Origin of the sequence: Sphingomonas sp., from assembly GCF_040398505.1 — a bacterium.
GTDB lineage: Bacteria > Pseudomonadota > Alphaproteobacteria > Sphingomonadales > Sphingomonadaceae > Sphingomonas.
This window is the reverse complement of record NZ_JBBATX010000038.1, coordinates 1-12,052: the sequence shown is the minus strand read 5'-3', so window position 1 is coordinate 12,052 and position 12,052 is coordinate 1. Positions and strand designations below refer to the sequence as shown.

Genomic DNA, 12,052 nt, shown 5'->3' with positions numbered 1-12,052 from the left:
CCGCCATAAGCCCTGCAACTTTGTCGAACTGATGCCGCGGTTGCGCGAGCGCTGAGCGCTTCACTTTTTCGCCTTGGCAGCCTCTCGTTTTTCCTTGAGGAACCGCGCCAGATTGGCATCCATGCTCACGTACCAGTCGATCAAATCCGCGAAATTGGCTTTGGTAAGCTTACCGAGCGTGTCGACATCCATCCACTCGCGCAACTCGCCCTTGTCGTTCACCGAAACCTTCAGGAACCGATTGTTCGCGTTCCACTCGTTCGCGAGTGCCACGGAAAATAACGGCTCTGGCTCATAAAAGCTCTGTATGCTCAGGCCGTTGCAGGTCAATTTGCAATCGGTCATGTCCACCGTGAACCCAGAGCCGTTGGCGGCGCTCAGAATGTAAAAGCTGCCATCGTCATTTTTCTTCAATTCACCTTTATATCCTGCGGCCTGCAGCGCAGTTGCGACTTGCTGGGCCGATGAAAGATCCAGCAGCACATCTTCGGCATGTGCCGGACCGATATTAAGGGCCGAAATCAAGATCGTTGCAGCAAGCGCTCGAATACCCACAGGCAAATCCTCCCGATTCCCAAAAGTTATATTTCGAACAGACGAAACTCAACGTTTTTTGGTCTGTAACGTCGGGTCTTTTCACGGCATGGCGTCGCCTACGGCGTCACCGCCGCGGCGCTCCTATCGAAAGGCTGCGGGCGTTGCGACCGCGATCTCATGCCCAGCCATGTCACGAAAATGAAAGCGTCGCCCACCCGGGAAGGCGAAGATCGGTACGGTGATCGTCCCGCCGGCCCCGCGCACCCGCGCTTCGCAGGCGTCAAGATCGTCGACGTCGATCACGGGTAACGCAGCCGCCGTCTGTTCTGCGGTATCGGCCTGGAACCCGATATCGGTGTCACCCGTCGTGGTTGCGGCATAGGTCGGGCCGAAATCGGTAAAGTCCCAACCGAACACGGCGGCATAGAAGGCCTTGGCCGAGGCGATATCGGTCACGGGCAATTCGAGATAGTTGAGGCGGGCCATCGGTCAATTCCTCTTTTCGTTCTTGTTATGTTCTCATAAATCACCTAACAACTGTCAATGCCCGAAAAACGCCCACAGCGCGGCGCGACGCACAACCGCGAGAGTCGCCGCTTCAATCTGCCCGAACGCGCGGCGGATGGCGACTGGCTCGACGATCAGGCCGAGATCGACGGTGCGCCGCTGCGTTTGCGCACCAGCGTGACGGTCGAACGCGCGCGGACGATTATCAGCCGCAACACCTCCCCCGACATCGGCTTCGACCGCTCGATCAACCCGTATCGCGGGTGCGAGCATGGCTGCATCTATTGCTTTGCGCGGCCGACGCATGCCTTTCACGATCTGTCGCCGGGGCTCGATTTCGAGAGCAAGCTGTTCGCCAAGCCCGATGCCCCGGCCCTGCTCCGCGCCGAACTCGCCAAGCGTGGGTACAGTGCGAAGCCGATCGCGTTCGGCACCAATACCGATCCCTATCAGCCGATCGAGGCCGAATGGCGCATCACGCGCGGCTGCATCGAAGTGCTCAGCGAAACCAGCCATCCGCTGACGATCACGACGAAATCCGACCGCGTCTTGCGCGATATCGACGTGCTCGCCCCAATGGCGGCAAAGGGGCTGGCGGCGGTTGCGCTGTCGATCACCTCGCTCGATCCGCGTATCGCGATGACGCTCGAACCGCGCGCCCCCACGCCCGAGCGACGGCTGGCGGCGGTGCGAAAGCTGGTAGCCGCGGGCATCCCGACCCACGTCTCGATCGCGCCGGTCATCCCCGCAATCACCGATCACGAGATCGAACATCTGGTCGAACGCGCGGCCGAGGCCGGAGCGCGCTCGGTCTCGTTCATCCCGGTGCGGTTGCCGTGGGAGGTGGCCCCTTTGTTTCGCGCCTGGCTCGACGACCATTTTCCCGATCGCGCGGGCAAGGTGATGGCGATCATCGGCGCGATCCGCGACGGGCGTGACAATGACCCCGGCTTCTTCACGCGGATGCGCGGCAGCGGGCCGTGGGCGGATTTACTCCGGACGCGCTTCCAGATCGCGTGCCGTAAACATGAGCTGAACCGGGAGCGGATCGTCCTGCGCAGCGATTTGTTCCGGCCACCCGCAGGGCCACAGGGCGAGTTGTTTGCCTGATGTATCAGGTCCTGGACTGCTAAGCCCCCGCGTGATTCGGCGCCAGACCGAGGTTTTGCTAGGGGAGCGGGCATGAGCCGCATCAAGAACAGCATGCCGGCACGCGATGCGCTCGAACGCTTGATCGACGCGCACGGGCATTTGACGATCCGCGCGACCCCCAATGCGGGTGCGAACGAAATTCGCCTGCCCGCCACCGGCGCGCCCGGCGTGGTGAACGTGCGAACCACCGTCACGCCCGAAGATGGCAAAGCCAATGACGCAGTGCTGGCCTTGCTCGCCAAGGCGCTGGGGTGTCCGCGTTCCGCGCTCACCCTGGTGCGCGGGGCAACGGCGCGCGACAAGGTCATCCATATCGCGCGCTAATGCCGCCGCTTATGCCGCCCCCAGCACATGATCCTTGAAGCGCGCGCGCAGCTCGGTCTTGAGCAGCTTGCCCGTCGCGGTGTGCGGCAAATCATCGACAAAGACGATCTCGTCGGGCAACCACCATTTGGCGACGTGCTGGGTCAGATGCGCAGTGATCTCGGCGGGCGTCACTGCGCTGCCGGGCTTGCGCACCACGATCAATAACGGCCGCTCGTCCCATTTGGGGTGATAGATGCCGATTGCGGCCGCCTCGGCGACGCCGGGACAGCCGATTGCGGCATTTTCCAAATCGACCGAGGAAATCCACTCGCCGCCCGATTTGATGACGTCCTTGGCGCGGTCGGTAATCTGCATCGTGCCATCGGTGTGGAGTACCGCAACGTCGCCGGTATCGAACCATTGATCGGCATCGACCGCATCGGCCTCGGCGCGGAAATAGCGCTTGACCACCCACGGCCCACGGACTTGCAGGCGCCCGGAGCTTAGCCCGTCGCGCGGCAGCACGACGTCGTCGTCATTGACCACCTGCAATTCGATTCCGAACGGGATCTGGCCTTGCTTGCCGACATGATCGAGCTGCGCTTCATGCGTCATCTCCGCCCACTCGGGCGGCGGGAAGCCGGCAGTGCCGATTGGCGAGGTCTCGGTCATGCCCCACAAATGCTTGACGGTGACGCCCATCGCCATAATCCGCTCGATCATCGCGCGCGGCGCGGCTGAGCCACCGATCGTGACCTGTTCGAGGAAACGCGGCACTTCGCCGGTCGCATCGATATGGCCGAACATCGCCAGCCACACGGTCGGCACCCCGGCGGTGTGCGTGACCTTTTCCTGATTCATCAGCCGGCACAGCACCGCGGCATCGTTGACTTGCGCATAGACGCATTTCGCGCCCGACAGCGCGCAGGCGAAGGGCAGCCCCCAGGATGCCGCATGGAACATCGGCACCACCGGCAGCACGACCGCACTGGGGCTGAGGTTGAAGATCCACGGCGCGACTTCGGCCATCGCGTGGATGACGGTCGAGCGGTGTTCGTACAGCACACCTTTGGGGTTTCCCGTCGTCCCGCTGGTGTAGCACAGCATGCACGGATCGCGCTCAGGCCCCTCGACCCAGGCATAGTCTCCGCTCTCGGCTGCGATCAAATCTTCGAACTGGCCATCATCGAAACACACATAATGCTCGATGCTGGTCCATTGCGATTTCAACCGGTCGACCACTGGCTGGAACTGCTTGTCGTACAACAGCACGCGGTCATCGGCATGGTTGGCGATATAGACGAGTTGCTCATCGAACAGGCGCGGGTTGATCGTGTGGATCACCCCACCCATCCCGATCGCGCCGTACCAGGCGACGAGATGACGGCTGTGATTCATCGCCAGCGTAGCGACGCGATCGCCAGACTTCAGCCCGAGCCGTTCGAACGCTTGCGCCAATTTTCGGGCATCACGCGCGATCCCGGCCCAATCGGTGCGGGTCTCGCTCGCATCCGCCCAATAGGTAACAATTTCGCGCGCACCATGCTCGCGTGCGGCATGATCGAGTAGCCGCGGCACCCGCAATTCGAAATCCTGCATTCCGCCGAGCATTACCCTATTCTCCCCTCCCGCTTCGCGGGAGGGGTTGGGGGAGGGCATGTTCCGACACGCCCGTCTCCACAGTCCCTCCCCCAGCCCCTCCCGCAAGCGGGAGGGGAGCAGGTTTTGCTATCCCACCAGTGCGAGCCGCGCCTCGGCGGTTCTCAACACCACGTTCGAAACACCCTGCAAGGCTTCGATCCGCGCGGCAAGCTCCCCGTCGAGCAGAAAGTCCCGCCCGAGGAGAATTCGCGCGGTTTTGGCGGGGGCAATCGGCACCGTCGCCCACACTTCGCCGCGTGCCCCCCGCGTGTCGGCCAGCATCGCGCCAAGCACCGCCATCGCGGCGGGCGTCTCCACGCGCAGCTCGACACAGAAGCGTGCATTGTTCGCGAGCGCCTCGAACGGCTGGATCCGCTTGACCGTAACGCGCGGCGTTTCCTCACCCGGACGTCGGTCGAGTTCGACCGTGACCAGGCCACACCCGCCGTTGCGCGCCGCCTCTTCCAGATCAGCGGCAACCGCATCGTCAAAACAGGTTGCGACGAATTGGCCCGACGGATCGGACAGCGTCGCCATCAGATAGCGTTTCCCGCGCGCCGAAGTGCGCCACTTCGCATCCTCGACCAGCGCCGCCATCGTCGCGCCCGCACGGCTGCCGTCGTCGGGAATGTTGAGTTCGCCCAAGGTCGCGAAGCTGCGCGCGCCGTGGAGCTTGGCGAGATGGCTGTGCCGGTCGACCGGATGCGCCGAGAAATAGAAGCCGAACGCCTCGCGCTCCTGCTCCATCCGTTGCGCCATCGTCCAGAGCGCCGATCGCGGCAGCTTGATCGGCGGCTCGGCGGCCTCGGGCGTGCCGAACAGACCGCCCTGCCCGCTGACCTTCTGCTCGGTGATGCGCGCGGCGGTCGCAAGGATCGTCTCGGCACAGGCGAAGATCCCGGCGCGATTGTCGTCGAGCGCGTCGAACGCTCCTGCCGCCGCGAGCGTTTCGAGCTGACGCTTGTTCATCATGCGCGGATCGACGCGTCGGGCAAGATCATCGATCGAGGTAAAGCGGCCATTGGCCTCGCGTTCGGCGACGAGCTTCTCCATCGCCCCCTCGCCCACCGATTTCAGCGCGGCGAGCGCATAGCGCACGGCCAAACCCTCGGGCGTCGTCTCGACCGAAAAATCCGCCGCGCTGCGATTGAGATCGGGCGGCAGGATCGCGACGCCAAGCCGCCGCATGTCATCGACAAACACGCCGAGCTTGTCGGTTAGCCCGGAATCGAAGCACATCGACGCCGCATAGAATTCGTGCGGATGATGCGCCTTCAACCATGCGGTCTGATAGGCGAGCAACGCATAAGCAGCGGCGTGCGATTTGTTGAAGCCGTAGCCGGCGAACTTGTCGATCAAGTCGAACAGTTCGTTGGCCTTGGCTTCGGGAATGGCGTTGACCGTGCGGCAGCCATCGACAAAGCCAGCGCGTTGCGCATCCATCTCGGACTTGACCTTCTTGCCCATCGCGCGGCGCAGCAAATCGGCACCGCCCAGGCTGAACCCGGCGAGCACCTGTGCTGCCTGCATCACCTGTTCCTGATAGACGAAGATGCCGTAGGTTTCGGAGAGGATCCCTTCGAGCAAGGGATGCGGATAGGTGATGTCCTCCTGCCCGTTCTTACGCCTGCCGAACATCGGGATATTGTCCATCGGGCCCGGGCGATAGAGTGAGACGAGCGCGATGATGTCGCCGAAATTGCTCGGTCGGACAGCGGCGAGCGTGCGCCGCATCCCCTCGGATTCGAGCTGGAACACGCCGACCGTGTCGCCTTTTTGCAGGAGTTTGTAGACGCCCTCATCGTCCCATTCGAGCGCATCGAGATCAATCACGACGCCGCGCGCCGCCAACAGATCAAGCGCTTTCTTGAGCACCGACAGCGTCTTCAGCCCGAGAAAATCGAACTTCACCAGCCCGGCGCCCTCGACATATTTCATGTCGAATTGCGTAACGGGCATGTCCGAGCGCGGGTCGCGGTAGAGCGGGACAAGATCGGCGAGCGGGCGATCGCCGATCACCACACCGGCGGCGTGCGTCGAGCTGTGGCGCGGCAGGCCTTCGAGCTTCATCGCCAGATCGAGTAAATGGCGCACGCCGCTATTGGTCTTATATTCGCTGTGCAGCTCCGATACGCCGTCGATTGCGCGTTTGAGCGTCCATGGGTCGGTCGGGTGGTTGGGGATCAATTTGGCCAACCGGTCGATCTGGCCATAGCCCATTTGCAGCACGCGGCCGGTATCCTTCAACACCGCGCGCGCCTTCAGCTTCCCGAAGGTGATGATCTGCGCGACCTGATCGGTGCCGTATTTCGCCTGCACATAGCGAATGACCTCGCCGCGCCGCGTTTCGCAGAAATCGATATCGAAATCGGGCATCGACACGCGTTCGGGGTTGAGAAAGCGTTCGAACAGCAGCCCCAATTTCATCGGATCGAGATCGGTAATCGTCAGCGCCCAGGCGACGACCGAGCCGGCGCCCGAACCACGGCCTGGGCCGACGGGGATGTCATGATCCTTCGCCCATTTGATGAAATCGGCGACGATCAGAAAATAGCCGGGGAAGCCCATCTGGATGATGACGTCGAGCTCGAAATCGAGGCGGGCGCGGTACGGGGTGCGCCAGTCTTCGCTAATTTCCCCCTCCCGCTTGCGGGAGGGGTTAGGGGAGGGGTTGTTGTCCGAGGGAATGACATCCCCTCCCCCAGCCCCTCCCGCTTGCGGGAGGGGAGCGGAAACCGCGAGCTGTTCGATCCGCGCCAGCCGCCGCTCAAGCCCCGCATGCGCATCGGTGCGCAGCTTCGCCGCCTCCGCCGTCGGATCGCCCGCCAGGCTCGGCAGGATCGGCGCGCGCTTCGGCGCCGCGACGCCGCAGCGTTGCGCGACGACCAGCGTGTTGGCGATCGCCTCGGGCAAATCCGCGAACAAATCGCGCATGGTCTTGGCGGGCTTCATCCACGCATCCGGCGAGCTGCGCGGGCGGTCTTCGCTGGCGATATAGGTCGAATTTGCGATGCAGAGCAGCGCGTCATGCGCCTCGCTGAAATCCTCCTCGGCGAAGCAGCACGGGTTGGTCGCGACCAGCGGCAGATCGCGGTCGTACGCGAGATCGAGCAGCGCACCCTCGGCCTTGCCCTCGATTTCGTCGAGACGGCGCGTCAATTCGATATAGAGCCGGTCGGGGAACAAAGCCTGCAACCGATCCGCATAAGCCAGCGCGCGGTCGGGCTGATCCTCCGCGAACAGGCGCGCGAGGCCGCCTTCGCGCCCTGCGGTCAGCGCGATCAAACCATCGGTGCGGCCTTCGAGTGCGGCGAAATCGACATGCGGCGCAAGATCGAGCGGGCGACCGAGATGCGCCATCGACACCAAGGCGCACAGGCTCTGATACCCCGCCTCGTCCTGTGCATAGAGCGCGATCCAGTCGAGCACCGGCGTCGCCGCCTCGGGCATGTCGGGCCGAGACAGGCCGAGCATCGTGCCGATCACCGGCTGCACGCCTGCCGCGCGCGCGGCGTCCGAAAATGCCATCGCGGCATACAAACCGTTGCGATCGGTCAGCGCGGCGGCGGGAAACCCCAGTTCCTGCGCGCGTTTGGCAATCGCCTTTGGCTCGATCGCGCCGTCGAGCATGGTGTAGGATGAAAAGATGCGGAGGGGCACGAAGCCGGAATGGGGCATGGCGGGACTATGGGGGCTCGGTCGCGATTCGGGAAGGTGGGATGTAGTGGTGCGCGCGCCGTCGTTAGCCTGTCCGGACTTGCTATTCCGTCACCCCGGCCTTGAGCCGGGGTCCCGCTCCCGCCTTCAAACCAAAAGATTGAACAGGTCGCGCCAGTCCGGGTTGCCGCGCTCGATCAGCTCGAACTTCCACTGCCTACGCCAGCGCTTGAGACGCTTCTCCTGCTCGATGCACGAAACGATGTCTTCCCCGCGCTCAGCCCAGACCAATCGGACCAAGCCGTAGCGTGCGCAAAAATCGGAACCGTCTCCGGAGCGATGCTGATGCACCCTCGCGGCAAGATGTGTCGTTACCCCGACATACATGGTGCCGCGATAGCGATCGGCCATAATGTAAACCCAACCGCCTTGCCGCTCGCGTCCCATCATTACGGTATCGAAAGAGCGGGACCCCGGGTCAAGCCCGGGGTGACGAGGCCCCGACTACAACAGCTTCGCGATATCCGCTTCGATCTCCGCAGGCTTGGTCGTCGGGGCATAGCGCTCCACCACCTTGCCGTCCTTGCCGACCAGAAACTTCGTGAAGTTCCACTTGATCCCCTCGGTGCCGAGGAAGCCCGGCGCCTGCTTCTTCAATTCCACGAACAGCGGATCGGCGTTCGATCCGTTGACATCGATCTTGGCGAAGACCGGGAAGGTCACGTCATAGGTAAGCGAGCAGAAATTGGCGATTTCGGCGGCATCGCCCGGCTCCTGCGCGCCGAACTGGTTGCACGGAAAGCCCAGCACTTCGAACGGTTGCCCGGCGAATGTGCGGTGCAGCGCCTCCAGCCCTTCATATTGCGGGGTGAAGCCGCATTTCGAGGCGGTGTTGACGATCAACAGCACCTTGCCCGCATAAGCGGACAGATTAACGGGCGTGCCGTCGGCGGCTTTGACGGTCAGGTCGGTGATCGCGGTCATCTTGCTACCCCTAGTCGTGCCGCGACAGCAGGAAGCGCAGATTCTGCCGCACCCCCGGCCATTCGCTGGCGATGATCGAATACACCACAAGATCGCGCACACGGCCATCCATCACCTGATGGCTGCGCAACACGCCGTCGCGCTTGGCGCCGAGGCGTTCGATCGCGGCTTGCGAGCGTTTGTTAAACCAGTCGGTGCGGATCTGCACCGCGTTGCAGCCCATCACTTCGAACGCCTGGGTCAGCAGCAGCAACTTGGCCTCGGTATTGACGCCGCTGCGCTGCACCGATTTGGCATAAAAGGTGCCGCCGATCTCGAGCCGCTTATGCGCCGCGGTCATCCGCATGTAGCGCGTCAGCCCGACGAGCTTGCCGTCGGGCGTCTCGACCGCAAACGGCATCGCCCGCCCGAAATCGCGCTCCTTGAAGGTGGCGGCCATGAAGGCGTCGGGATCGGACAGGCCCGATACGTTGGTGAAAAAGAGTTCGGTGAGGCCACCATCCGCCGCCGCAGCGATCAACGCGTCGCGGTCGGCGAGGACGAGCGGGCGAAGCGTGACGTGCTGGCCGACGAGGGTTGGCTGCACCTCCCACGCGCTCACGCCAGTCGTCCCTCGTGCAGCCGCACCACCCGGTCCATCTTTAGCGCCATGCGTTCGTTGTGCGTCGCGATCAGTGCGGCGGAGCCTTCGCCACGGACCAGACGCAGGAATTCGGCGAGCACCACGTCGGCGGTCGCCTCGTCGAGGTTACCGGTCGGCTCGTCCGCGAGCACCAGCGCGGGGCGATTGGCGAGCGCGCGGGCGACTGCGACGCGTTGCTGCTCGCCGCCCGAAAGCTGGCTCGGGCGGTGTGTCAGGCGGTGGCCGAGGCCGAGCGCGGTGAGCAATTCGGCGGCCCGGTCTTTGGCTTGTGCGCGCTTTGCGTCGCGGATCAGCAGCGGGAGCTCGACATTTTCGCTCGCGTTGAAATCGGGCAGCAAATGGTGGAATTGATAGACGAAGCCGAGCTTGTCGCGCCGCACGCGCGTACGGCCGTCGGCATCGAGCCGCGCGGCCTCTTCGCCGTCGATCTTGATCGATCCGCCGAACCCGCCTTCGAGCAGGCCGACGGCCTGGAGCAGCGTCGATTTGCCCGAGCCCGACGGGCCGAGCAACGCGACGATCTCGCCCGCGCCGACGTGCAGGTCGACCCCGCGCAGGACTTCGATCGTTTCGCCGCCCTGGCTGAAACTGCGCGTCAGGCCCGCAACGTCGAGAACCGGCTTAGTCATACCGCAGCACCTGCACTGGATCGGTGCTCGCCGCCTTGAACGCGGGGTAGAGCGTCGCGAGGAAGGTCAGCAGCAGCGCGATGAGGACGATCGCCACCACTTCGACCGGGTTGGTCTTGGCGGGGAGTTCGCTCAGGAAGCGCACTTGTGGGTCCCAGAGATTCTGCCCGCTGAGCCGCTGGACGAGATCGACCACGCCTTGCCGGAAGGTCAAGGCGATGCCGGCCAAGATCAGGCCGAGCACGATGCCGAGCGAGCCGATCGTCGTGCCGACCGTCATGAAGATCCGGAGCAAGCCGTTGCGCGACGCGCCCATCGTCCGCAGAATCGCAATATCGCGAGTCTTGGCGCGCACCAGCATGATCAGCGACGAGGCGATGTTGAACGCGGCGACCAGGATGATCAGGCTGAGCAGGCAGAACATCACCACCCGCTCAACGCTCAGCGCCTCGAACAATTGCGCGTTCATCATCCGCCAGTCCTGAACCACCCCGCGATTGCCGATCTTGTCGGAGAGCGGCGCAAGGATTTGGCCAACGCGGTCGGGGTCGGTGGTCTGCAATTCGACCATACCGACCGAATCGCCGAGCATCAGCAGCGTCTGCGCGTCCTCCATCGGCATGATGACATAGATCTTGTCATAGTCGGACACGCCGATCGTGAAGATCGCGCCGACGGTGTACTTCACGATCCGCGGGACGGTGCCGAACGGCGTGGTTTGGCCTTGCGGGCTGATCAGCGAAATCTGGCTGCCGACCACCGCGCCGAGCGCATCGGCGAGGCCCGATCCGATCGCGATCCGCCCGCTGCCCGGTGTCAGCGCGGCGAGCGAACCCATCACGACCTTGCTACCGATCGTCTTGTTGCTGCGGATGTCAGCGACGCGCATCCCGCGGAGCAGCACGCCTTCGACGCGGCCATTATAAGTGGTCATCAGCGGTTGTTCGATCAGCGGGGTCGCGCTGGTCACCCCCGGCGTCGCCTCGGACATTTTCACGACGTCGCGCCAATCGCGCATCTGACCGCCGTAAGCCTGCACCACGGCATGGCCGTTGAGCCCGACGATCTTGTCGAACAATTCGGCGCGAAAGCCGTTCATCACGCTCATCGTGACGACCAAAGCAAACACGCCGAGCGTCACGGCGCCAAGGCTGAAGGCGGCGACGATCAGGATGAACGCCTCGCCCTTGCCGGGCAGGAGATAGCGCCGGGCGATCATGCGTTCGTAGCGGGACAAGAACATGCCCCGCGCCTTAAGCGGCGGCTGCAGCGCTGGCAACTGTTGCCCGCGTGTTGCGCAATCGCCACAGCAGCGCCGTAATCGGCTCGCTCCGGCCATATTCCCAATGACAAGCCGCTCACTCAGACTTAACGCTTTTGTCACTGACACACAGGCAACGGCCGTGGTTCGGGGATTGCTTCCAGCGCCGCCTGCAAGGGCCGGTCGCGAGAGCGAGATGGGGGCTGACGAGCGATCGTCACGCAGGCGTCCGGGTCGGAAACGGCCCGGACGTTTGCATTTGGGCGAAGGCGAGGGCAGCGATCCTCGCTGCCGGTGCGCAGCATCGCCTCGCCCGGGCGGCGGGTCGGCGAAGCCCGAACCCGTCCGACGGCGGCTTTGCCGACCGGCGCACCTCGACCTCGAAGAAGAAGGCCCTCACCCAACCCTCTCCCGTGAAAACGGGAGAGGGCTCAAGATCAAAAACTCTTACTCACCGTCACCCCGTACGTCCGCGGATCAGCCGGCTGCCCGACGATCAGCCCGGTGCTCCCCGACTGGACCGCCAGCACCTCATAATAATCCTGGTCGAAGGCGTTGCGCACCCAGCCGAAGACGTTCAAATCCTTCTTCGTCTTGAAGCCCAAGCGGAAGTTGCTCAGCGCATAGCCATCGATATTGGTATAAGCCGAAGGCGACGGATTGGACGAGAATTTCGAGCGATAGCTGCCGTCGTACCCGAAATAGATTTGTCCGTCGGCGCCCGCGATCCGCAGC

The 12,052-nt window shown here is 63.7% G+C and carries 11 protein-coding genes and 1 pseudogene; 3 read left to right on the top strand and 9 right to left on the bottom strand.

What is annotated here, in order from left to right; translation table 11 throughout:
• Positions 1-60 precede the first annotated feature (60 nt).
• Positions 61-555, bottom strand: coding sequence for a YbjN domain-containing protein (locus ABWP09_RS06875; RefSeq protein ID WP_353204415.1), 495 nt, complete (start codon positions 553-555; stop codon positions 61-63).
• Positions 556-678: 123 nt separating this feature from the next.
• Positions 679-1,023 (bottom strand): VOC family protein, encoded by a 345-nt coding sequence (locus tag ABWP09_RS06870; protein ID WP_353204404.1) that lies wholly within the window; start codon positions 1,021-1,023, stop codon positions 679-681.
• Positions 1,024-1,080: 57 nt separating this feature from the next.
• Here ABWP09_RS06870 and ABWP09_RS06865 point away from each other — a divergent pair, with 57 nt between their 5' ends.
• Both ABWP09_RS06865 and ABWP09_RS06860 read left to right on the top strand, forming a co-directional pair.
• A complete protein-coding gene (locus tag ABWP09_RS06865) occupies positions 1,081-2,154 on the top strand; it encodes a PA0069 family radical SAM protein (RefSeq protein ID WP_353204403.1) in 1,074 nt (357 codons plus the stop codon).
• A gap of 72 nt (positions 2,155-2,226) precedes the next feature.
• Entirely contained in the window at positions 2,227-2,520 is a 294-nt protein-coding gene (locus ABWP09_RS06860) for a DUF167 domain-containing protein (RefSeq protein WP_353204402.1), read from the top strand.
• Between the two features lie 9 nt (positions 2,521-2,529).
• Here ABWP09_RS06860 and ABWP09_RS06855 read toward each other — a convergent pair whose 3' ends face one another.
• From ABWP09_RS06855 to ABWP09_RS06825, 7 genes are all read right to left on the bottom strand, one after another.
• Positions 2,530-4,113 (bottom strand): long-chain fatty acid--CoA ligase, encoded by a 1,584-nt coding sequence (locus ABWP09_RS06855; RefSeq protein WP_353204401.1) that lies wholly within the window; start codon positions 4,111-4,113, stop codon positions 2,530-2,532.
• Positions 4,114-4,230: 117 nt separating this feature from the next.
• The gene (gene dnaE, locus ABWP09_RS06850; RefSeq protein WP_353204400.1) at positions 4,231-7,821 is read right to left on the bottom strand and encodes a DNA polymerase III subunit alpha; all 3,591 of its coding nucleotides are present in this window, start codon (positions 7,819-7,821) and stop codon (positions 4,231-4,233) included.
• A gap of 126 nt (positions 7,822-7,947) precedes the next feature.
• Positions 7,948-8,247, bottom strand: a complete 300-nt coding sequence (locus tag ABWP09_RS06845; RefSeq protein WP_353204414.1) for a GIY-YIG nuclease family protein — start codon at positions 8,245-8,247, stop codon at positions 7,948-7,950.
• A 57-nt stretch (positions 8,248-8,304) separates the two neighbouring features.
• On the bottom strand, positions 8,305-8,784 hold the full coding sequence (locus tag ABWP09_RS06840) for a glutathione peroxidase (protein ID WP_353204399.1): 480 nt from the start codon (positions 8,782-8,784) through the stop codon (positions 8,305-8,307).
• A 10-nt stretch (positions 8,785-8,794) separates the two neighbouring features.
• Entirely contained in the window at positions 8,795-9,385 is a 591-nt protein-coding gene (locus ABWP09_RS06835; protein ID WP_353204398.1) for a GNAT family N-acetyltransferase, read from the bottom strand.
• On the bottom strand, positions 9,382-10,056 hold the full coding sequence (locus tag ABWP09_RS06830) for an ABC transporter ATP-binding protein (RefSeq protein ID WP_353204397.1): 675 nt from the start codon (positions 10,054-10,056) through the stop codon (positions 9,382-9,384). The genes ABWP09_RS06835 and ABWP09_RS06830 overlap by 4 nt, the downstream gene beginning before the upstream one ends.
• Positions 10,049-11,299 carry a lipoprotein-releasing ABC transporter permease subunit gene (locus ABWP09_RS06825; RefSeq protein ID WP_353204396.1) on the bottom strand — a complete coding sequence of 417 codons (1,251 nt, stop codon included), beginning with the start codon at positions 11,297-11,299 and terminating at the stop codon, positions 10,049-10,051. The genes ABWP09_RS06830 and ABWP09_RS06825 overlap by 8 nt, the downstream gene beginning before the upstream one ends.
• Positions 11,300-11,972: 673 nt before the next feature.
• Between ABWP09_RS06825 and ABWP09_RS06820 the strand changes: the two are divergent.
• Positions 11,973-12,052 (top strand): annotated as a pseudogene (locus ABWP09_RS06820) (hypothetical protein); the annotation flags it as partial.

Coding starts and splice junctions, on each gene's coding strand:
- ABWP09_RS06870 (WP_353204404.1), bottom strand. CDS start 1,023: ATGGCCCGCCTCAACTATCTCGAATTGCCCGTGACCGATATCGCCTCG.
- ABWP09_RS06865 (WP_353204403.1), top strand. CDS start 1,081: ATGCCCGAAAAACGCCCACAGCGCGGCGCGACGCACAACCGCGAGAGT.
- ABWP09_RS06860 (WP_353204402.1), top strand. CDS start 2,227: ATGAGCCGCATCAAGAACAGCATGCCGGCACGCGATGCGCTCGAACGC.
- ABWP09_RS06855 (WP_353204401.1), bottom strand. CDS start 4,113: ATGCTCGGCGGAATGCAGGATTTCGAATTGCGGGTGCCGCGGCTACTC.
- dnaE (WP_353204400.1), bottom strand. CDS start 7,821: ATGCCCCATTCCGGCTTCGTGCCCCTCCGCATCTTTTCATCCTACACC.
- ABWP09_RS06845 (WP_353204414.1), bottom strand. CDS start 8,247: ATGGGACGCGAGCGGCAAGGCGGTTGGGTTTACATTATGGCCGATCGC.
- ABWP09_RS06840 (WP_353204399.1), bottom strand. CDS start 8,784: ATGACCGCGATCACCGACCTGACCGTCAAAGCCGCCGACGGCACGCCC.
- ABWP09_RS06830 (WP_353204397.1), bottom strand. CDS start 10,056: ATGACTAAGCCGGTTCTCGACGTTGCGGGCCTGACGCGCAGTTTCAGC.
- ABWP09_RS06825 (WP_353204396.1), bottom strand. CDS start 11,299: ATGTTCTTGTCCCGCTACGAACGCATGATCGCCCGGCGCTATCTCCTG.